This window comes from Arthrobacter sp. D1-17 (assembly GCF_054130535.1).
In genome coordinates this window covers 2,768,890-2,788,370 of sequence record NZ_CP096382.1, presented here as the reverse complement: position 1 = coordinate 2,788,370, position 19,481 = coordinate 2,768,890, and the positions used below count along the sequence as shown (strand labels likewise).

Below are 19,481 nucleotides of genomic sequence, written 5' to 3'. Positions count from 1 at the left end.
TCGGAATGACGGAGGAGACAGTGACACAGGACAAACTCCTCCGGCATGCACTCCTGCTCGACGGGCAGGACCCGCTGGCCGCCTTCCGGGACCACTTCATCGGCACCGAGACGGATCTGTCCTATCTGGACGGCAACTCCCTGGGCCGGCCGCTGAAGCGGACAGCGGACGACATCAACACCTTCATCCACGCCGGCTGGGGCGGCCGCCTCATCCGCGGCTGGGATGAGGAATGGCTGGAGATGCCCCAGACCATCGGCGACCAGTTGGGACGGGCAGTCCTCGGCGCCGCCCCCGGACAGACCATCATTGCCGATTCGACCACCGTCGTGCTGTACAAGCTGATCCGCGCTGCCCTTGCCGCCGTCAAGGATCCCGGCCGGACCGAGATCGTCCTCGACACGGAGAACTTTCCCACAGACCGGTACCTCGTCGAAGGCATTGCCCGGGAGGAGGGGCTGACGCTGCGCTGGATTGAAGCTGATCCGGCCTCCGGGGTGACCCTTGAACAGGTGAGGCAGGCCGCCGGGCCGGCTACCGCCGTCGTGCTTCTCAGCCATGTGGCGTACCGCTCGGGGTTCCTCGCGGACCTGCCGGGCATCACGGCGGCGGTGCACGACGCCGGCGCACTGGTTGTGTGGGACCTGTGCCATTCAGCGGGGTCCGTGGAGATCGGGCTGGACGCGGCCGGTGTTGATTTTGCCGCGGGCTGCACCTACAAGTACCTCAACGGTGGACCGGGATCGCCCGCCTTCGCCTATGTCAATGCCCGGCACTTGCCCGGTCTCGCGCAGCCCATCTGGGGCTGGATGGGACGGAAAGACGCGTTCGAGATGGGCCCCGGCTATGAGGCTGCCTACGGTATCCGCGGCTTCCTGAGCGGAACGCCGGCCATCTTCGGCATGATCGCGATGCGCGGCACTCTGGACCTGATCGAGGAGGTGGGGATGCCCGCAATCCGCGGGAAGTCGCTCCAGCTGACGGAATTCGCGGTGGAGTTGTTCGACGCGTGGCTGGCTCCAGCCGGTGTCAGGCTCGCCACGCCACGCGACCCCGGGCAGCGCGGCAGCCACATCACCCTGGACCATCCCTCGTTCCGGGAAGTGACGGCCTCCCTGTGGAACAGCGACGTAATTCCCGACTTCCGGGCGCCGTCGGGCATTCGAATCGGTCTTTCGCCGCTCAGCACAAGCTTTGCCGAACTGCACCGCGGCATGGCGGCCATCCGGGACCTGCTGCCGGATCACTGACGCGCGACGGTTCGTATTGCCCGGCTCGTGATTGAACCGCCCGCATTGAACAGAACCAGCCATTGACCAGAGCGGGCGTTTCGACAAGATTGCGACAGGGCCGGTAAACTAACCGTGGGTCCGGCTGCAGTCCGTGGTTGCTGGATCCTGTTTCGCGCGGACAGCCTGTTTTGACGGGACCGTCCGCGCCTGCACACCCGGCAGTGAATTTCTGACTCGGGCCTCACGGCACATTTCTAGGAGTTATTGTGGCACTTGACGCCGCCGTAAAGCAGTCCATCATCAAGGATTACGCAACGTCCGAGGGCGACACCGGTTCGCCGGAGGTCCAGATTGCGGTTCTGACTCAGCGGATCAAGGATCTGACTGAGCACATGAAGGAGCACAAGCACGACTTCCACACCCAGCGCGGTCTGCTGGCCATGGTCGGTCGTCGCAAGCGCATGCTGACCTACCTCAAGAAGACTGACATCTCCCGCTACCGTTCGCTCATTGAGCGTCTTGGCCTGCGCCGCTAGTCTGACTTAGGGGGCGGCCCTTTCCCGCTGGGAACGGGCCGCCTTCTGCACTAAAAAACTCAACAGGAGGATCAACCGCATCACGCATTCGCGGTCCTCGGTAGTGATCCCCGGGAAGCTTCGCTGACGGAAGCCGGCCCGTGGGTCTCGATCGATGACCGGGTGCAGTGCAGGCCAGTAGACAGATGCTGGACTGGGTTGATGCGGCTGGACTTCCGTTAACAAAGAAACGGGGGTGACTCTCTTGGAGGGTCCCGAAATCCAGTTCTCAGAAGCAGTCATTGACAATGGCCGCTTTGGCAAGCGTGTAATCCGCTTCGAAACCGGCCGTCTTGCCAAGCAGGCCGCCGGCGCAGCCATGGTGTACATCGACGAAGACACCGCGCTGCTTTCCGCTACCACTGCCGGCAAGCACCCGCGCGAAGGCTTCGACTTCTTCCCCCTGACGGTGGACGTCGAAGAGCGCATGTACGCCGCCGGCCGCATCCCGGGTTCGTTCTTCCGCCGTGAAGGCCGTCCGTCCACCGAAGCCATCCTGGCCTGCCGCCTGATGGACCGCCCGCTGCGTCCCGCCTTCGTCAAGGGCCTGCGCAACGAGGTCCAGATCGTCGTCACCGTGCTGGCGATCAACCCGGACGAGCTGTACGACGTCGTGGCGATCAACGCCTCCTCGATGTCCACCCAGCTGTCCGGCCTGCCGTTCTCCGGCCCGATCGGCGGCGTCCGCGTTGCCCTCGTGGCGGACGAGCAGGGTTCGCAGTGGGTTGCCTTCCCGAAGCACTCCCAGCTGGAAAACTCCGTGTTCAACATGGTTGTGGCCGGCCGCGTGGCAGGCGACGACGTCGCCATCATGATGGTCGAGGCAGAAGCCACGGACAACTCCTGGAACCTCATCAAGGAACAGGGCGCCACCGCTCCGACCGAAGAGGTCGTTTCCGAGGGTCTCGAGGCCGCCAAGCCGTTCATCAAGGCTCTCTGCGATGCGCAGCAGGACCTGGCAGCCCGCGCCGCCAAGCCCACCGTCGAGTTCCCGGTCTTCCTGGACTACCAGGACGACGTGTATGCCGCCGTTGAGGCCGCCGCATCCGAGAAGCTCACCGCCGTCTTCCAGATCGCCGACAAGCAGACGCGCGACAACGCCGCCGACGAGCTGAAGGACGAGGTTGTCGCGTCCCTGGCTGAGCAGTTCGAAGGCCGCGAAAAGGAAGTTTCAGCAGCCTTCCGCTCCGTGACCAAGCACGTGGTCCGCCAGCGGATCCTCAAGGACCAGATCCGCATCGACGGCCGTGGCCTGACGGACATCCGCCAGCTCACCGCCGAGGTCGAGGTGCTGCCCCGCGTTCACGGTTCTGCCATCTTCGAACGCGGCGAAACCCAGATCATGGGTGTCACCACGCTGAACATGCTCAAGATGGAACAGCAGATTGACTCGCTCTCGCCCGTAACGCGCAAGCGTTACATGCACAACTACAACTTCCCGCCGTACTCCACCGGTGAAACAGGTCGCGTCGGTTCCCCGAAGCGCCGTGAAATCGGCCACGGCGCCCTTGCCGAGCGCGCGCTCGTGCCGGTGCTGCCGTCCCGCGAGGAGTTCCCGTACGCCATCCGCCAGGTCTCCGAGGCCCTTGGCTCCAACGGCTCCACCTCGATGGGCTCGGTCTGCGCCTCCACGCTGTCCATGCTCAACGCCGGTGTTCCGCTGAAGGCTGCCGTTGCAGGGATCGCCATGGGCCTGGTGTCTGACCAGGTTGACGGGCAGACCCGGTACGCCGCCCTCACGGACATCCTCGGCGCTGAAGACGCCTTCGGCGACATGGACTTCAAAGTCGCGGGCACGGCTGAGTTCGTCACCGCCATCCAGTTGGACACCAAGCTCGACGGCATCCCCGCCTCGGTGCTGGCAGCAGCGCTGAAGCAGGCGCGCGAAGCCCGTCTGCACATCCTCGAGGTCATCAACGCAGCGATTGACACGCCGGACGAGCTCTCCGAGTTCGCCCCGCGCGTTATCGCCGTCAAGATCCCCGTGGACAAGATCGGCGAGGTCATCGGTCCGAAGGGCAAGATGATCAACCAGATCCAGGAGGACACCGGCGCCGACATCTCCATCGAGGACGACGGCACGGTCTACATTGGCGCCACCGACGGACCGTCTGCCGATGCAGCACGCTCCGCGATTAACGCCATTGCCAACCCGCAGGTGCCGGAAATCGGCGAGCGTTACCTGGGCACGGTCGTCAAGACCACCACCTTCGGTGCGTTCATCTCCCTCACCCCGGGCAAGGACGGCCTGCTGCACATCTCCGAGCTGCGCAAGCTCGCCAGCGGCAAGCGCGTGGACAACGTCGAGGACGTCGTCTCCGTCGGCCAGAAGATCCAGGTGGAAATCACCAAGATCGATGACCGCGGCAAGCTGTCCCTGTCGCCGGTCGTGGCGGAAGAGGAAGGCGCCGGGGATTCCGAGCGCGCCCACACGACGGAGCCTGCTGAAGGCGCTGACGTCTAGCAGTTCCGTTTTCCGGGATACACACAGTATGAAACGCGGGGCCGGTGGTTGATCCACCGGCCCCGCCGGCTGTTAACAAGATGCTCTCCCCAGACACGCTACTGAAATTCTTATTGACACGGCGCATTCCTATTGGCACGGGGCAGGGCACCTGACCCGGGGCGCCGCTGGTACGATTGCAGGCAGATTTGGCTCCGCTTCCTGAAAGGCCTTGATGACTGTCGTACCCCTGCCGCTGGCGCAGAACCATCCCGGTGACACCCTGATCCACGGAGCTGACGGCGGCTCTGAAGTGCGCCGTTCGGTTCTGCCGGGCGGGGTCCGCGTGCTGACCGAGGCCATGCCTGGCCAGCGTTCCGCCACGATCGGTTTCTGGGTGGGAGTGGGATCCCGCGACGAGGCGCCCGGCCAGCACGGCTCAACCCACTTCCTTGAGCACCTGCTGTTCAAGGGAACACGGCGGCGGACGGCCTTGGAAATTGCGTCAGCTTTCGACGAAGTGGGCGGGGAATCGAACGCGGCCACTGCGAAGGAAAGCACCTGCTATTTCGCCCGCGTGCTGGACACGGACCTGCCGATGGCCATTGACGTCATCGCGGACATGATCACCGGGGCGGTACTGGACCCGGCGGAAATGGAACAGGAACGCGACGTCATCCTTGAAGAGATCGCCATGGACAGCGACGACCCTACGGACGTGGCGCACGAGCACTTCGTCGCGGCTGTTCTCGGTTCCCATCCTCTGGGCAGGCCCATTGGCGGTACCCCGGACGCCATCAGGGCAGTGGCCCGCGACTCTGTATGGGACCACTACCGGCGTTACTACCGTCCCGATGAATTGGTTATCACCGCCGCCGGCGGTTTGCATCACGACGACGTGTGCCGCCTTGTGGTGGATGCTCTTCACAGTGCCGGGTGGTCGCTGGAGCCCGATGCGGCTCCCGTGGAACGGCGGTCCACGGAACGAGCAGAGATCACCGGAACCGCAGGGCTGCATGTGGTCAAGCGCCCTGTGGAACAGGCCAACATCATCATGGGCTGCCCGACAATCGTAGCCACGGATGAACGCCGGTATGTCATGAGCGTGCTGAACGCAGTGCTTGGCGGCGGCATGTCCTCGCGCCTTTTCCAGGAGATCCGCGAAAAGCGGGGGCTCGTCTACTCCACCTATTCGTTCGCATCCTCCTATGCCGACGCCGGTTATTTCGGCATGTATGCCGGCTGCACACCCACAAAGGTCCGCCAGGTCCTGGAACTGCTGGGGGCGGAGCTGGACAAGCTCGCCAAGAGCGGCATCTCAGATGAGGAACTCCGCAAGGCCGTGGGTCAGCTCTGCGGCGGTATCGTTCTGGCTCTCGAGGACACCGGCTCGCGCATGTCGCGTCTGGGCCGCGCGGAACTCGTGTCCGGTGAGTACCAGGACATCGACGAGACCCTGCGGCTAATCAAGTCCGTGACTGCAGAGCAGGTCCAGGAACTGGCCGGCGAGCTCGCTGCGGCGCCGCGGACCGTGACGGTGGTAGGCCCGTTCGAAGAGACCGAAACCTTCGGCTTCTGATCTCCGGCTGCCGCACGGACGGATCTCGCCATGAGGGCAGTGACGCGCCACGGTCCTGCTACTGGACACCCCCGATGGGCGGGCTCATGATGGAGCCAGATCCCACTGCGCGGGGCTTCCATTGGGTTGGCCTGCGCGTACCCGCACTGGGGAGGAATAATGGAGCAGCCTCACCCGGGGACGGCCCACGATGCGCTGGAGATGTTCGTGGGGCACTGGCTGGGAACCACAGAGCTCGCGGCTTCACCGTGGGGTCCCGCCCGGACCGCGAAAGCGGAAGTGACGTTTACGAGGGCTGCGGGCGGGCTGGCCGTAGTGCAGACGTACCGCCACACCGAGACCGACGGCAGCCATTTCGAGGGCCACGGCGTCTTCACCGTCGACCCTGACCATGATGAAACGCTCTGGTACTACGTGGACAGTATGGGAAAGCCGCCCGAAGCCCCGGCGCGCGGCGCTTGGCGCGACGGGATGCTCACGGTCGAGCGGCACAGCGACCGCGGCACCGCACGGCACACCTTCCGCGTTGATGACGGCGTGCTGACCCACACCGCCGAGCTCCGGCTCGGGGATGCACGCGACTACAGCCCCTTCATGACCTCAGTCTGCCGCCGCGCCTGAGAGCGCGAACGGACACTTAAGCACCATATAAATCCTTGGCTCAGCCGCCGGCGAACGGCGGCAGGACGTCCACCACGTCACCGTCGGAGAGGACCACGGAGCGGTCACGGACGGCGACTTCGTTGAGCAGGAAACTGCTCCGCGCAAGGATGCCGGCAAGACCCGGCGTTCCGGCCGGGGGGTCGGGGCGTTCGACGTCGAGGACAGCCGTGAGCAGGGCTTCCACGGTGGATCCGGGTGGAAGGTCGAAGCGCTCCTCGTCCACGCCTGCCGCGGCGCGTGCGGCAGCGAAGTAACGTACGTTCAAGGGTTCAGCCTCCGATGGCGCTCATGCTGCGGTCCGGTTGGACGAAGTCCGGAGCGTCGAGTCCCACGTGGTCCATGCCGTGGGCCTTGGGCTTGAGCCACATGGCATCCTGCCAGCGTTCTGCCAGTTCCTGGTCGCTGGCACCGGCCCGAAGCAGGCCGAGCAGGTCGAATTCCTCCCGCGAGAAGAGGCAGCTCATGATCTTGCCTTCCGCGGTGATGCGGGTACGCCGGCAGTCGGAACAGAACGGCTCGGTGACGGAGGCTATGATCCCCACGGTGCCGAGAACAGGACTACTTAAGCCCGCAGACCCTGCTGTCACAGACCCTGAGGGTCGGTGCCGTACTTCAAACCGTTCCGCCGGCGCGCCATCGCGCGCGCGCGGATCCGGGCTCAGGACGTAGTCCCTGGACAGCAGCTCGCGGATCTCCGCCGCGGTGATCATGTCCTGCCGGGTCCAGCCGTGATCGGCGTCGAGCGGCATCTGCTCAATGAACCGCAGCTCATAGCCTTTCTCCAGGGCCCAGGCCAGCAGCGCCGGCGACTCGGTGTCATTGATGCCGCGCATGAGCACCGCGTTGAGCTTGACCGGGCCGAGTCCCGCCGCCCAGGCGGCGTCCACGCCGGCAAGGACGCGGTCCAGGAAGGGACGCCTGGTCAGCTTGGCGAACGTCTCCTCATGCAGGGAATCCAGCGAAACGTTGATCCGGGTGAGTCCCGCCGCTTTGAGCGCGGCGGCCTTCCTGTCCAGCCCCACGCCGTTCGTGGTCATGGAGATCGGCAGGTCCGGGTGTTCCTGGCGGAGCGCAGCGATGATGTCGACGAGGTCGGCCCGGACCAGGGGTTCGCCGCCGGTCAGCCGAAGCTCCCGGACTCCGAGCAGGTTGACTCCCACACGGACGATCCGCACAATCTCGTTGGCGGACATGACGGCCTGTTTCGCCAGCCATTCCAGCCCCTCGGCCGGCATGCAGTAGGTGCAGCGCAGATTGCACTTGTCCGTCAGGGATAGACGCATGTCTGTGGCGCGGCGGCCATAGCGGTCGGCGAGCCCTGCGGGAGCGTCGGCGGGGCGGGCTGCCGGAACGCCCTGCGCGCCCTGAAGGGGTCTGCTCCCTTCACGGGGCTGCGGCATGCCAAGCTGAACACTCATGAACTCAGGCTACGCCAGATTGCGCCAAAGCATCACGCGCATGACGCCACCCGGGAACCTATGCTGGAAGGGTGAACGAGTCCCAGCCGGACGTGGGCGGGACAGCGGCCGCTCAGCAGAGCGCTCCCGCGTCCGAAACACGCGCCGCGTCAGGACTTCCGCCCGCCCGGTCCCGCCGGTGGGCTGCAGCGGCGGGTGTGGTTGCGGCAGGTGCCGGACTAGCGGCGAGCGAGCTGATTGCCGGATTCGTCAGCCCTTCGCTGTCGACCATCACGGCCATCGGCGGCGTGATCATCGATAGCGTTCCGCCTGCAGTCAAGGACTGGGCGGTTGCGCTGTTCGGCACGGCTGACAAACTGGCTCTGCTGGCCGGGATGGCCCTGGTGATCGCAGCCGTGGCAGCGTTCGCGGGTGTGCTGGAACTCCGCAGGCGCCTGGCCGGAGCCGCGGTTTTCGCCATTTTCGGGCTGGTCGGCGTGGCAGCTGTGCTGACCCGCGCCCAGGTGACTGTTCCCGCCGTCGCCCTCCCTGTGCTGGCCGCTGGCATCGGCGGACTGCTGCTGCAAAGTTTGATCGCGCGGCTTGGCGCGTGGCAGGCCGGCATACCCGGTGCCCCTGCGGGCGGGCAGACCGGCGGGCAGATTACGGAGCGAGCCGGAGGACCGGACCCTGGACAAACCAGGCGGCGCGGGTTCCTCTCGCTGCTGGGCGGTTCAACCGGAGCGGTGTTGGTGGGCGGGGCGGTCGTCACGGCCTGGCGGGGCGGGGCAGCGGGGGTCAACGAGCTCCGCCGCACCCTGCGGTTGCCGGCGCCGTGGTCGCCGGCCTCGGCGATTCCCGCGGGTGCCGAGATCGGCCTGGACGGCATGCAGCCGCTCGTCACCCCGAACCCTGATTTTTACCGCATTGACACAGCGCTCTCCGTCCCTGTCCTTGATCCCCGCGAATGGAAGCTGAAGGTCACGGGCATGGTGGAGCGGGAGGTCGAACTTGACTTCGAGGCCCTGCAAGCGAAGCCCCTGCTGGAACGCCACGTGACTATCGCCTGTGTTTCCAACGAGGTGGGCGGAGACCTGATCGGCAATGCGCTGTGGCTTGGCTGGCCGGTCCGGGAACTGCTGGGCATGGCCGGCCCGCTGCCGGGCGCCGACATGGTCCTCTCCAAAAGCTCGGACGGCTGGACCGCGAGCACCCCCTTGGACGTCCTGACCGACAACCGGGACGCGCTGCTCGCCATCGGCATGAACGGCGAGCCGCTGCCGCTCGAACACGGCTTCCCCGTGCGCATGGTCGTCCCAGGACTGTATGGCTACGTGTCCGCCACGAAATGGCTCATTGAACTCAAGGTCACCCGGTTCGCTGACGACGTCGCCTACTGGACACCCCGCGGCTGGTCCGAACGCGGACCCATCAAGATCTCGTCGCGCATTGATGTTCCCCGCGACGGCCGGTCCGCCCGTCAGGGTGCATTGTCATTCGGTGGCGTGGCCTGGGCGCAGCACACGGGCATCGGAAAAGTGGAACTGCGCGTGGATGGCGGCGCCTGGCAGCAGGCCGAGCTGGCACCCGGCATTTCTGTGGACACCTGGTACCAGTGGAGGCTGGGCGTCAACCTGCCGCCGGGAAAGCATGAAGTCCAGGTACGGGCGACAGACCTGCGCGGCCGTGTACAAACGGAGGAACGCCGATCCGTTGCCCCGGACGGCGCCACAGGCCTGCACACCATTAGAGTTGACGTGAACCAATAACAGGCGCTCCCTAAGGCAGGACCATGCACAGTCACCCGCAGCCAACTGCCCAGCGCCATGCTGACGCAGGCCACAGGCACCCCAGCGTGGCCGAACACCGGCAGTCGGTCCGGAACCTCCTGGAGCCGCTGCTGTCCTCCGGCCCTCCCGAGCGGGTCCCGCTCACTGAAGCCTTGGGTCGGGGGCTGGCCGAGACCATCATCGCGCCGCTGAACCTGCCGCCCTTCGCCAACTCCCAGATGGACGGCTTCGCCGTTCACTCTCGGGACGTGCCCGACGGCGGCCCAGCACTCCGCGTCGCCGCTCCCGTTCCTGCGGGCGCCAGTCCCGCACCGCTGGAGGCGGGGACAGCAGCCCCGATCATGACGGGAGCAATGATTCCGCCCGGGGCCGACGCCGTCGTTCCTGTTGAGCGGGCGGTTCCCGCCGTGTTCCCCGCGCCCGGAACAGAGGCAACCGTGCAGTTGCCGTCCACCCCGTCGGGGACATTTATCCGGGCCTCCGGCAGCGATATCCGTGCGGGGGAGACAGCCCTTGCCGCAGGTACACACCTGGGTCCGGGGCAACTGGGGCTCGTCGCGGCGCTTGGCCTGCCCGATGTGCTGGTGCACCGCCGGCTGACCGTCCTGCTGGTCACAACCGGGGATGAAGTGGTTGCACCGGGGATCCCGTTGGACAACGGAAAGATCTACGACGCGAACGGTACGCTGCTGGAAACCTCGTTGCGGCAGGCCGGGCTGGCTGTGACCAGGGCCGGTATCTCAACCGATGATCCCGAGGCCCTCCGCCGTCTGCTGCGAAGCCATGCCGGAGTGGACCTCATCATCACCAGCGGGGGAGTGAGCAAGGGAGCCTACGAAGTGGTCCGCCAGGCGATGGACGGCCAAAATGTGGTCTTCGCCCACGTGGCCATGCAGCCCGGCGGCCCGCAAGGAATCGGAAAGTTCGACGGCGTGCCCCTCCTGGGATTTCCCGGTAACCCGGTCAGCTGCCTGGTCTCGTTCGAGATGTTCCTGCGCCCTGTCCTCAGCGATCTGTTCGGAGCACCGGTACCCAGGACCGTCGTGCGCGGCCGGCTCCTGCAACCGCTGACATCGCCTGCAGGCAAGCATCAGGTGCGGCGAGGAACCCTTCTATCCGACGGCAGCGTCCGGCTGGAGGGAGGCGAAGGGTCCCACCTGATCAGGGCCCTGGCGCATTCAAATGCCCTGGTGCAGGTGCCGGAAGGTGTCTCCGCGCTTAATGAGGGCGCCGAAGTGGAAGTATGGATGCTGTGACAGCACAAAATGATCCTGCAGCCCTGACGCATCTGCGCAGCGACGGCACCGCCCAGATGGTGGACGTCTCAGAAAAATCGGAAACCACGCGGGAAGCGACAGCCAGCGCGACGGTCCGCAGCACCCCGGAGGTTCTTGCGTTGCTGGGCACCGGCGGGCTGCCCAAGGGCGATGCCCTGGCCGTTGCGCGGATAGCCGGCATCATGGCGGCCAAGAAGACCCCTGACCTTATTCCGCTGTGCCATCCGCTGCCGGTTTCGAAGGTGACAGTGGACTTCGAGCTCGGCCCCGCGACCGTGGGCATCCTCGCCACGGTCAAGACCCGGGGAGTCACCGGAGTGGAGATGGAGGCGTTGACGGCGGCCTCCGTCGCGGCTTTGAGCGTGTACGACATGATCAAGGCCGTGGACAAACACGCCGTGCTGACCGACATCAAGGTACTTGCCAAAAGCGGCGGCAAGAGCGGGGACTGGCGATTGTGAGTATGGCAGGAGTACCGCACGTCCACGGGGAGGTCCAGGGGAGGAAGGCCGGCGTGGTGATTGCCTCGACCCGCGCCGCCGCCGGGCTTTACCAGGACGAGACCGGGCCGGTCATCATTGACTGGCTCACCGAGCACGGCTTCGACGCTTTCCCGGCCATGGTGGTTCCTGACGGCGAGCCGGTGGGCGCCGCCATCCGGGCGCTGCTCACCCAGCAACCCGCCGTCGTCATCACCAGCGGCGGGACCGGATTGAGCCCCGACGACCGGACGCCCGAAGTGACGCTGCCCCTGCTGGACCGGGAAATCCCCGGCATTATGGAAGGCATCCGGCAGGCGGGCATCGCCAAGACCCCGCTGGCGATGCTGAGCCGCGGGCACGCCGGCGCCGCCGGCACAACCTTTATCGTTAATCTGCCCGGATCACCCAAGGGCGTCATGGACGGGCTGTCCGTGCTGGATCCGGTGATCGGGCATCTTTGTGACCAGCTGGAGGGCGGACATGGGCACTGAACAGGCCAGGACTGAACAGGGCAGGACTGAACAGGGATCGACTGGGAGGCGATCCACCGCGGAGGCAACCCCGGTGCAGGCGTTCGACGTGGTGCATGCCGTGCTGAGCGAGGAAGCGATCTCCGTCGATGTGGCGATCGCTGCCGTGGAGTCGGAAACCGCCGGCGCGGTCGTCAGCTTCAGCGGCGTAGTGCGGAACCACGACGGCGGCAAGAGCGTCGAGCGGCTGAATTACACCGCCCACCCCACGGCCCACCAGGTCCTGGCCGACGTCGTGGCCAAACTCATCGCCGAGCATTCCGGCGATGACAGCGGAGAACCGGGCACTCCTGTGCGGATTTGGGCCGCGCACCGTATCGGCGCCCTGAAGATCGGCGATCCTGCCCTGGTCTGCGCCGTAGCTGCCGCGCACCGCGGGCAGGCATTTGCTGTGTGCTCGGAACTGGTGGACAGGATCAAGGAGCAGGTTCCCATCTGGAAAGAACAGTTCTTCACTGACGGCACCGTGGAGTGGGTCGGCGCAGGAGCCTAAGTGGCTGAGGAAATGTTCGACGGGTTTGACCACGTGACCGGCCTTGGCGGGATGTATCTGGCGGATCCCCGCCTCGCCGCCAACTATGGCGGTGAGCAGGGAGCACACCTCGTCCGCGACGCCCTCCGGGTCTTTGCCGAGAAGCACCTTTAGGCCTGTTACAGCCTCCCATCCGTGGGGGGAGAGCACGCCTGGGGGAACGGCAGGGGGGCTGGAAAGGGGGGTCCGGGATCCGGCTTTTTGTAGCCGGAGTGCGGCACGATGACGGCCATCGGGAGGAGCCCGCAGCCGTGGAAAACGGCCGACAGGCTGCTCCGGATGCGGTCCGGACTCCTGCCCGGGCTGGTCTCACGGCAGTGTGCGGAGGCGTGCACTGGCAGCTGCAGCAGAAAGGATTGGCCAATGGAACCGGCGAACCCAGGCTCGGAGACCGGAATCCACGGACCACGGGAGGACGTGGCACTGCAGCGCCGGGACCTCGGGAGAACGGCCGGTTCCAGGGGGCCGGACGGGTTCGCAGGATTGGACGGGGACCGCCGGCCAGGCACACGGGTGCGGGGCGATCCGTCCTTGCGCGGTCAGGTCCTGGACGTTATCGCGGACGTGGTCTCTGGTACGGCGACGTCCCCTGAAGTGCGCCAGCGGCTTCTGTGGCAGCTAATGGAGCATCCGGGCAACCCGGAGCAGGCCCTGCTCTCACACATCCTCGGTTTCGAGAATCCCTGAGGGAGCCGCGTCCGTCCGGATGTCAGGGTCCCGAAGGTGGTCCAGCAGGGCCCGCTCCGGGTGCCCGGGGTTTTCGGCAAGATGTTGCAGCATGCGTGCACGGACCTCCTGGCGGACGGGTTCCGCATCGGAAAGCACGTCCAGGATAATGTCCACGATCTGCCGGCGCAGTTCAGGGCTGCCGAGCTGGACACATGCCAGCGGCTCGGGTTCGGCCGTTTCCCATTCATGCAGGGCTGATGACTCGTGCAGCCCGCGAATCCCCGTACGCATTGCGGCCTCCTTCGGCTCGTCTAAGTTCCGGTCCCAGCCCCCCTGGGTGTTTCCATCATGGACGGTGAACGTGAAGCATGAATGAGACTCGTCTGAGAGTCTTCTCATCAGCTGTTCGCTTCCCGTTTCCCCGGAACTCTCTTCCCGTACACCTCCGGTTCCGCTGCCCGGCCAGCCAAAAGGTAGGGTTGAAGCCATGACCGAACAACTCCCCGTCGCCGTTTTGGGCGCGAGCGGGCGCATGGGCGCCGAAGCAGTCAAGGCCGTTGAAGCAGCTTCCGACATGAAGCTCGTGGCCGCCCTGGGCCGCGGCGATTCCCTCGATACGCTCGCAAGATCAGGGGCCCGGATCGTCGTGGACCTGACCGTGCCGGAGAGCACAGAGGCGAACGTCCGCTTCGCCGTCGAGCACGGCATGCACGCCGTCGTGGGAACCACGGGCTGGGACGCAGGAAGGCTCGCGGAGCTGGAATCCCTGCTGTCCGGCCGGCCGGAGGTGGGCGTGCTCATTGCACCGAACTTTGCCCTCGGATCGGTGCTGGCGTCTGCCTTTGCCGCCAAGGCCTCCAGGTATTTCGAGTCGGTGGAAATCATTGAACTCCACCACCCCGATAAGGTAGACGCCCCCTCTGGAACCGCGGTCCGCACCGCTCAGCTCATCGCCGGGGAACGTGTGGCCGCCGGCGTCGATCCAAGCCCGGATGCGACCACGAGCGAGCTGGCCGGCGCCCGCGGCTGTGACGTCGACGGGGTCCGCGTCCACAGCGTCCGGCTCCGCGGCCTCGTGGCGCACCAGGAAGTCCTGCTCGGCGGACCGGGGGAACAGCTCACCTTCCGCCACGATTCCTTCGACCGGGCTTCCTTCATGCCAGGAGTCCTCCTGGGCGTGCGGAACGTCGCCCGGCACCCCGGACTGACGGTTGGCTTGGACGGTTACCTGGACCTGGGGCTGTAGGGACCGTGGAACGCTTCCTTGACCGGCTGAAGCAGAGCCGCACCAAAATCTGGGTTGGGGCCGTCACGCTCCTGCTTGTGTTCTATTTGGTCGTGTCGTTCCAGCGCTCTGTCCTCCTGCTGACGGATCCCGAACCGGTGGCGCGCGCCATAGGGGCGGCCTATCTCGTTCTTCCGGTAATCGGCGCCTGGGCACTGATCCGCGAGCTGCTGTTCGGTGCCCGCACCGAACAGATGGCGAAAGTTCTCGAGGCCGAAGGCGGCCTCCCGGTAGACAACCTGCCCCGCACTCCTGCAGGAAGGATCGTCCGTTCCGCCGCCGACGAGGAGTTCGAGAAGTACCGTGCAGAGACCGAAGCGGCCCCTGATGACTGGCGCTCCTGGTTCCGGCTCAGCTGCGCCTACGACGCGGCAGGGGACCGCAAGCGCGCCCGGTCTGCCATGCGGGACGCGGTGCGGCTCTTCCGCGCCTCGAACAACGCGCTCACGCGGTAACCCCTTAGCGTAAGCACAGGCCGGATGCGGGGCACGAAGCGCACCGCCCTCAGCGGACCCTGTCCGGCTCCTGCCGTCCCACCTGATTTGCGGCGTGGCCAAGCCATTCGAGGGGGCCGCGGCGCTTCAGGATCACAAAGGCCATTCCGATCAGCACGGCGAGTGCGGCGTGCGCAAAGTACATGCCGTCTTCAGTCCATCCCTCCGGCAGGGGCTTGAGATGGAACGCCGCCACCACCCAGACGTGCACCGTGTACAGGGTCAGGGTCATGGCCCCGGGGCCGCGGAGGGGCAGCAAGAGATCCAGGTCCAGCCATTCGCCGAGCCTGCCCACCAGAAGGCACAGCCCGACGACGGCGGCAGCCACGCCGCTTGTATGCAGCAGATCGAGGGTGGTTCCGGAGTGTGGGGCGCTGCCGGCCAGCCACCACCAGGACCCCTCCTGCCGGACGCCGGCCAGGTTCACCTGCAGAAGGCTGTCCAGCGGGTAGTTGGGGTCCGTCAGTATCGCCTGCAGGGCCTCCCGGCCGCCCCACTCTTCCATGGCGGCGGTGCCCAGCACCTTCGCGAACGCAGCCACCGCGGTGCCTGCCGCCAGCAGCAGCAGTGGAATCCCAAGGGCCGTCAGGGAGAGGCGGCCGATGATCAGGCCGATCAGCAGGTACGAAAGCCACTGCAGGATGGGGTAGTAACCGGTCAGGAACAAATCGCCGAGCAGCTGGCCGGGCGTGGTCAGATCCTCCCACCCCGGGTTGTGGTTTAGCTGCAGCGGCGGCTCCGCGGCCATCAGCCAGGGGCGCAGCAGGAAGGCCAGCACGGGAGAGCCCAGAATCCAGCCGGCCGTCCAGGCGCAGAGGGTTTTGAGCCGCAGTCCGAGGAACGGCAGGATGCACAGGAAGAGAACGGCGTAGTGCACCAGGATCACTGCGACGTTGACCTCGAGGCCGCCCAGGGCAAGTCCGACGACGGCAATCACCAGGGCGCGCAGGGCTATGCCCCGCCGGGCAGCAGCCAGGGCGCCGCCTGCCAGCGGGTGTTGTTTGCCCGTGGAGAGCGCGAGACCGACGCCGGCCAGCACTGCGAAGAGGGCTGCGGCCCGCCCTGAAAACGTCAGCCCGATCCATGTGGGGGTCAGACTGGCATCCGCCTCGAAGGTCGGCAGCAGGTGTGTGGCCATCATCCCCAGGAGGGCAAGGCCGCGGGCGGCGTCGATGCCTGAGAGGCGGGTGGAGACTGCCTTGCCTTTCGATGTTTTGGACGATGCAGCCGTGCTCCCCGAGGTCATGATGTGATCGTCTCATATCCAGCCGGGCGGCCAAGGCGCTTCAACTGTGACGGACGGTCCTGCCGGAGAGTACGCAAAAGTGCTAATTGCATTCGAACATACTTTCGAATAATCTTGCGGCATGGATCGGCCGGAAAATGAAACGGGACAGGAAAGCAGGCCCGAGGGTCTGCTGAAGGCGATGAGTCCGGGCGTGGTGGACTACCTCTTCCGCCAGCTTGTCTCCGGAGAGCCTGCGGAGGATGTGCCATGGCAGCGCGAGGGTATACCTCTTTCTGCCCAGGCGCCGGGCGGAGAGTTGGCGCGCCGCCTGTCGGAGACAGACCTCGATGCGCTGACACCCACTGAGCTGTTCCATTACGTGCGGGCGGCCCAGCGCCTCGCGGCTTGGGCAGAGTCGCTCAGGGAGGCGGCCCTCGGCCGGTACTGCGCCGGAAATGATTCCCGTCAGGCCGGAAATGATGCCCGTCAGGCTCCGCGCCGCCCGCGCCATGCGTGACTGCCGCGCTTGCCGGTCGGCGCGACTTTGGCCATCATCACGCGCCCGCCATTGTCCTAACCTGCCGCTGACAGGGTAACGTTTTTCCCATGGCTGAAACTCCCGCGAACATTCCTGCTCTTGGAACCCTTCTGACCGCCATGGTCACGCCCTTTACGCAGGACGGCAAAGTGGACTACCAGCAGGCCGCGGAGCTGGCCGGCAAGCTCGTCGATGACGGCTGCGACGGCCTGGTAGTCACCGGCACCACCGGTGAAACCTCCACCCTCAAAGACGAGGAAAACCTGGGCATGTTCCGTGCGGTCAAGGAGGCGGTAGGAGGTCGGGCCGCCATCATCGCCGGAACCGGAACCAACGACACGGCGCACTCTGTGCATCTGTCCCAGCAGGCTGCGGCCCTCGGCGTCGACGGTCTCCTGCTCGTCACGCCGTACTACAACAAGCCCAGCCAGGCCGGCGTCCGAGCGCACTTCGAAACCATCGCGTCGGCAGTCGACGTACCCGTCATGCTCTATGACATCCCGGGCCGCTCCTCCATCGCGATCGCGCCTGAAACCATGATCCGGCTTGCCCAGCACCCGAACATCGTCGCCGTCAAAGACGCCAAGGCCGACTTCACCGCTGCCACGCGCGTCATGGCGGAAACCGATCTTCTCTTCTACTCCGGGGATGACGGCCTGACCCTTCCCTGGATGGCCCTGGGCGCAGTGGGCCTGGTAGGTGTGACGACGCACGTTGCCACCCGCCGCTTCCGCGAGCTTATCGACGCCGTCAACGCCAACGACCTCGGAACGGCGCGCAAGATCAACTTCGAGCTCGAGCCCGTGGTACGCGCAACCATGACCCGCGTGCAGGGTGCCGTCGCGGCCAAACAAATTCTTAAATGGCAGGGAGTCCTGCCCAACTCGATTGTCCGCTTGCCCCTCGTGGAGCCGGACGAAGCCGAGATCGAAACCATCCGCGGGGATTTGGCGGAAGGAGGGCTGGTCTTTTCCTGACGGACTGAGACCGGCACTCTTCCGCTGGAAAGAAGTGCAATATGACCCAACTAGCCCTACCCGGCCTCGTTACGCCCCCCCGCCTTGCGGAGGGGACCCTCAGGATTGTTCCGCTTGGGGGCCTGGGCGAAATCGGCCGCAACATGGCTGTCTTCGAAATCGACGGAAAGTTGCTGATCGTTGACTGCGGTGTCCTCTTCCCTGAGGAGACGCAGCCCGGGGTGGACCTGATCCTGCCCGATTTCTCCTACATTGAGGATCGGCTGGATGACATCGTGGCCGTGGTGCTCACGCACGGCCATGAGGACCACATTGGTGCCGTGCCCTACCTCCTCCGTCTCCGCAGCGATATTCCGCTGGTGGGATCGCAGCTGACACTTGCCCTGGTGGAAGCGAAGCTCCAGGAACACCGCATCCGCCCCTACACACTGACGGTGACCGAAGGCCAGGTCGAGCAGTTCGGCCCGTTCCAGTGCGAGTTTGTCGCCGTCAACCACTCCATTCCGGATGCGCTGGCCGTGTTCCTTCGTACCGCCGGCGGTACGGTGCTGCACACCGGTGACTTCAAAATGGACCAGCTGCCGCTGGACGGGCGGATCACCGACCTGCGGCACTTCGCCAAGCTCGGCGAAGAAGGCGTGGATCTCTTCATGTCCGACTCCACAAACGCCGACGTCCCCGGATTCACCACCGCCGAAAAGGAGATCGGACCCACCCTGGAGCGGCTCTTCGGGCAGGCTACGAAGCGCATCATCGTGGCCTCTTTCTCCTCCCACGTCCACCGCGTGCAGCAGGTCCTGGACGCCGCCGCCAAGCATGGCCGCAACGTGGCGTTTGTAGGACGCTCGATGGTCCGGAATATGGCCATCGCCGAAAAGCTCGGCTACCTGGACGTGCCGGACGGCATCCTCGTAGACCTCAAGAACATCGACGCCCTGCCGGACAACAAGGTAGTGCTGATGTCCACGGGGTCGCAGGGCGAGCCCATGGCTGCGCTGTCCCGGATGGCGAACGGGGACCACCGTGTGGTGGTGGGCCAGGGCGATACCGTAATCCTCGCCTCGAGCCTTATCCCGGGCAACGAGAATGCGGTGTTCCGCATCATCAACGGCCTGCTGAAGCTTGGCGCCGATGTCATTCACAAGGGCAACGCCAAAGTCCACGTCTCAGGGCACGCGGCCGCCGGCGAGCTGCTCTATTGCTACAACATCCTCGAACCGCTAAACGCCATGCCCGTCCACGGCGAAACCCGCCATCTGATCGCCAACGCAAGGATCGCGGAGGCATCCGGCGTGCCGGATGCCAGCATCCTCCTGGCGGACAACGGCACGGTTGTTGACCTCAAGGACCACCGCGCCGACGTTGTGGGCCAGATTGAAGTTGGCTTCGTCTACGTGGACGGCTCCAGCGTCGGCGAAATCACCGATGCTGACCTCAAGGACCGGCGTGTCCTTGGCGATGAAGGTTTCATTTCCATCATCACGGTCATCAACCGGGCTACCGGCAAGGTGGTTTCCGGTCCGGAAATCCACGCCAGGGGAGTGGCCGAGGACGACTCGGTCTTCGATGACATAATCCCCAAGATCAATAACGCCCTGGAAGAAGCTGTGCTGAGCAACGCGGACCACACCACGCACCAGCTGCAGCAGGTTGTCCGCCGGGTCGTCGGAACCTGGGTCAATCGCAAGCTTCGGCGCCGGCCGATGATCATTCCGGTGGTCCTCGAAGCCTAGCCTTCCGCCGGCGCGTGCTGCCGGATCGCGATTTGGGCGAATGCAGGGCTGTCGAAC

The 19,481-nt window shown here is 65.7% G+C and carries 20 protein-coding genes and 1 pseudogene; 17 read left to right on the top strand and 4 right to left on the bottom strand.

Annotated elements, in window-relative coordinates; genetic code table 11:
- The first annotated feature begins 5 nt into the window (after positions 1-5).
- The 5 genes from kynU to M1E01_RS12960 all read left to right on the top strand — a co-directional run bounded on the left by kynU (position 6) and on the right by M1E01_RS12960 (position 6,450).
- Positions 6-1,250 (top strand): kynureninase, encoded by a 1,245-nt coding sequence (kynU, locus tag M1E01_RS12980; protein ID WP_457974963.1) that lies wholly within the window; start codon positions 6-8, stop codon positions 1,248-1,250.
- 248 nt (positions 1,251-1,498) lie between these two features.
- Complete coding sequence (gene rpsO / locus M1E01_RS12975; RefSeq protein WP_457971989.1) at positions 1,499-1,768, top strand: 30S ribosomal protein S15; 270 nt, start codon at positions 1,499-1,501, stop codon at positions 1,766-1,768.
- A 244-nt stretch (positions 1,769-2,012) separates the two neighbouring features.
- Positions 2,013-4,271 carry a polyribonucleotide nucleotidyltransferase gene (locus tag M1E01_RS12970; protein ID WP_457974962.1) on the top strand — a complete coding sequence of 753 codons (2,259 nt, stop codon included), beginning with the start codon at positions 2,013-2,015 and terminating at the stop codon, positions 4,269-4,271.
- A gap of 214 nt (positions 4,272-4,485) precedes the next feature.
- Positions 4,486-5,829 carry a M16 family metallopeptidase gene (locus M1E01_RS12965; RefSeq protein WP_457971988.1) on the top strand — a complete coding sequence of 448 codons (1,344 nt, stop codon included), beginning with the start codon at positions 4,486-4,488 and terminating at the stop codon, positions 5,827-5,829.
- A 159-nt stretch (positions 5,830-5,988) separates the two neighbouring features.
- Positions 5,989-6,450 (top strand): DUF1579 family protein, encoded by a 462-nt coding sequence (locus M1E01_RS12960; protein ID WP_457971987.1) that lies wholly within the window; start codon positions 5,989-5,991, stop codon positions 6,448-6,450.
- 40 nt (positions 6,451-6,490) lie between these two features.
- Here the strand turns inward: M1E01_RS12960 and M1E01_RS12955 are convergent, their stop codons facing one another.
- Together M1E01_RS12955 and moaA are read right to left on the bottom strand one after the other, a co-directional pair.
- Positions 6,491-6,757, bottom strand: a complete 267-nt coding sequence (locus M1E01_RS12955; RefSeq protein WP_457971986.1) for a MoaD/ThiS family protein — start codon at positions 6,755-6,757, stop codon at positions 6,491-6,493.
- Between the two features lie 4 nt (positions 6,758-6,761).
- Positions 6,762-7,910, bottom strand: a complete 1,149-nt coding sequence (moaA, locus tag M1E01_RS12950; protein ID WP_457971985.1) for a GTP 3',8-cyclase MoaA — start codon at positions 7,908-7,910, stop codon at positions 6,762-6,764.
- A gap of 197 nt (positions 7,911-8,107) precedes the next feature.
- On the opposite strand from moaA, the gene M1E01_RS12945 reads away from it, so the two are divergent.
- The 7 genes and pseudogenes from M1E01_RS12945 (at position 8,108) to M1E01_RS12915 (ending at position 13,187) form a co-directional block, all read left to right on the top strand.
- On the top strand, positions 8,108-9,658 hold the full coding sequence (locus M1E01_RS12945; protein ID WP_457974961.1) for a molybdopterin-dependent oxidoreductase: 1,551 nt from the start codon (positions 8,108-8,110) through the stop codon (positions 9,656-9,658).
- A gap of 23 nt (positions 9,659-9,681) precedes the next feature.
- Complete coding sequence (locus tag M1E01_RS12940; protein WP_457971984.1) at positions 9,682-10,935, top strand: molybdopterin molybdotransferase MoeA; 1,254 nt, start codon at positions 9,682-9,684, stop codon at positions 10,933-10,935.
- Positions 10,923-11,417: a cyclic pyranopterin monophosphate synthase MoaC gene (moaC, locus tag M1E01_RS12935; RefSeq protein ID WP_457971983.1), complete on the top strand. Its 495-nt coding sequence runs from the start codon at positions 10,923-10,925 to the stop codon at positions 11,415-11,417. Before M1E01_RS12940 ends, moaC begins: the two co-directional genes overlap by 13 nt.
- A gap of 2 nt (positions 11,418-11,419) precedes the next feature.
- The gene (locus M1E01_RS12930; protein WP_457971982.1) at positions 11,420-11,929 is read left to right on the top strand and encodes a MogA/MoaB family molybdenum cofactor biosynthesis protein; all 510 of its coding nucleotides are present in this window, start codon (positions 11,420-11,422) and stop codon (positions 11,927-11,929) included.
- Positions 11,919-12,461: a molybdenum cofactor biosynthesis protein MoaE gene (locus M1E01_RS12925; RefSeq protein ID WP_457971981.1), complete on the top strand. Its 543-nt coding sequence runs from the start codon at positions 11,919-11,921 to the stop codon at positions 12,459-12,461. Before M1E01_RS12930 ends, M1E01_RS12925 begins: the two co-directional genes overlap by 11 nt.
- Positions 12,462-12,491: 30 nt before the next feature.
- Positions 12,492-12,614 (top strand): annotated as a pseudogene (locus M1E01_RS12920) (MerR family transcriptional regulator); the annotation flags it as partial.
- A gap of 249 nt (positions 12,615-12,863) precedes the next feature.
- On the top strand, positions 12,864-13,187 hold the full coding sequence (locus M1E01_RS12915; protein WP_457971980.1) for a hypothetical protein: 324 nt from the start codon (positions 12,864-12,866) through the stop codon (positions 13,185-13,187).
- Here M1E01_RS12915 and M1E01_RS12910 read toward each other — a convergent pair.
- Positions 13,158-13,460: a hypothetical protein gene (locus M1E01_RS12910; RefSeq protein ID WP_457971979.1), complete on the bottom strand. Its 303-nt coding sequence runs from the start codon at positions 13,458-13,460 to the stop codon at positions 13,158-13,160. The genes M1E01_RS12915 and M1E01_RS12910 overlap by 30 nt on opposite strands.
- A 196-nt stretch (positions 13,461-13,656) precedes the next feature.
- Here M1E01_RS12910 and dapB point away from each other — a divergent pair, with 196 nt between their 5' ends.
- Both dapB and M1E01_RS12900 read left to right on the top strand, forming a co-directional pair.
- Entirely contained in the window at positions 13,657-14,415 is a 759-nt protein-coding gene (dapB, locus tag M1E01_RS12905) for a 4-hydroxy-tetrahydrodipicolinate reductase (RefSeq protein WP_457971978.1), read from the top strand.
- 5 nt (positions 14,416-14,420) lie between these two features.
- Entirely contained in the window at positions 14,421-14,909 is a 489-nt protein-coding gene (locus tag M1E01_RS12900; protein ID WP_457971977.1) for a hypothetical protein, read from the top strand.
- Between the two features lie 49 nt (positions 14,910-14,958).
- Here the strand turns inward: M1E01_RS12900 and M1E01_RS12895 are convergent, their stop codons facing one another.
- A complete protein-coding gene (locus M1E01_RS12895) occupies positions 14,959-16,194 on the bottom strand; it encodes a heparan-alpha-glucosaminide N-acetyltransferase domain-containing protein (RefSeq protein ID WP_457971976.1) in 1,236 nt (411 codons plus the stop codon).
- A gap of 121 nt (positions 16,195-16,315) precedes the next feature.
- On the opposite strand from M1E01_RS12895, the gene M1E01_RS12890 reads away from it, so the two are divergent.
- The 3 genes from M1E01_RS12890 to M1E01_RS12880 all read left to right on the top strand — a co-directional run bounded on the left by M1E01_RS12890 (position 16,316) and on the right by M1E01_RS12880 (position 19,424).
- On the top strand, positions 16,316-16,693 hold the full coding sequence (locus M1E01_RS12890) for a hypothetical protein (RefSeq protein ID WP_457971975.1): 378 nt from the start codon (positions 16,316-16,318) through the stop codon (positions 16,691-16,693).
- 89 nt (positions 16,694-16,782) lie between these two features.
- Positions 16,783-17,691 carry a 4-hydroxy-tetrahydrodipicolinate synthase gene (dapA, locus tag M1E01_RS12885; RefSeq protein WP_457971974.1) on the top strand — a complete coding sequence of 303 codons (909 nt, stop codon included), beginning with the start codon at positions 16,783-16,785 and terminating at the stop codon, positions 17,689-17,691.
- 41 nt (positions 17,692-17,732) lie between these two features.
- Positions 17,733-19,424 carry a ribonuclease J gene (locus tag M1E01_RS12880; RefSeq protein WP_457971973.1) on the top strand — a complete coding sequence of 564 codons (1,692 nt, stop codon included), beginning with the start codon at positions 17,733-17,735 and terminating at the stop codon, positions 19,422-19,424.
- Positions 19,425-19,481 lie beyond the last annotated feature (57 nt).

Bases quoted from the DNA above. Each gene is read 5' to 3' on its own strand.
- kynU (WP_457974963.1), top strand. From the start codon at position 6: ATGACGGAGGAGACAGTGACACAGGACAAACTCCTCCGGCATGCACTC.
- M1E01_RS12965 (WP_457971988.1), top strand. From the start codon at position 4,486: ATGACTGTCGTACCCCTGCCGCTGGCGCAGAACCATCCCGGTGACACC.
- M1E01_RS12960 (WP_457971987.1), top strand. From the start codon at position 5,989: ATGGAGCAGCCTCACCCGGGGACGGCCCACGATGCGCTGGAGATGTTC.
- moaA (WP_457971985.1), bottom strand. From the start codon at position 7,910: ATGAGTGTTCAGCTTGGCATGCCGCAGCCCCGTGAAGGGAGCAGACCC.
- M1E01_RS12940 (WP_457971984.1), top strand. From the start codon at position 9,682: ATGCACAGTCACCCGCAGCCAACTGCCCAGCGCCATGCTGACGCAGGC.
- moaC (WP_457971983.1), top strand. From the start codon at position 10,923: ATGGATGCTGTGACAGCACAAAATGATCCTGCAGCCCTGACGCATCTG.
- M1E01_RS12930 (WP_457971982.1), top strand. From the start codon at position 11,420: ATGGCAGGAGTACCGCACGTCCACGGGGAGGTCCAGGGGAGGAAGGCC.
- M1E01_RS12925 (WP_457971981.1), top strand. From the start codon at position 11,919: ATGGGCACTGAACAGGCCAGGACTGAACAGGGCAGGACTGAACAGGGA.
- M1E01_RS12915 (WP_457971980.1), top strand. From the start codon at position 12,864: ATGGAACCGGCGAACCCAGGCTCGGAGACCGGAATCCACGGACCACGG.
- M1E01_RS12910 (WP_457971979.1), bottom strand. From the start codon at position 13,460: ATGCGTACGGGGATTCGCGGGCTGCACGAGTCATCAGCCCTGCATGAA.
- dapB (WP_457971978.1), top strand. From the start codon at position 13,657: ATGACCGAACAACTCCCCGTCGCCGTTTTGGGCGCGAGCGGGCGCATG.
- M1E01_RS12895 (WP_457971976.1), bottom strand. From the start codon at position 16,194: ATGACCTCGGGGAGCACGGCTGCATCGTCCAAAACATCGAAAGGCAAG.
- M1E01_RS12890 (WP_457971975.1), top strand. From the start codon at position 16,316: ATGGATCGGCCGGAAAATGAAACGGGACAGGAAAGCAGGCCCGAGGGT.
- dapA (WP_457971974.1), top strand. From the start codon at position 16,783: ATGGCTGAAACTCCCGCGAACATTCCTGCTCTTGGAACCCTTCTGACC.
- M1E01_RS12880 (WP_457971973.1), top strand. From the start codon at position 17,733: ATGACCCAACTAGCCCTACCCGGCCTCGTTACGCCCCCCCGCCTTGCG.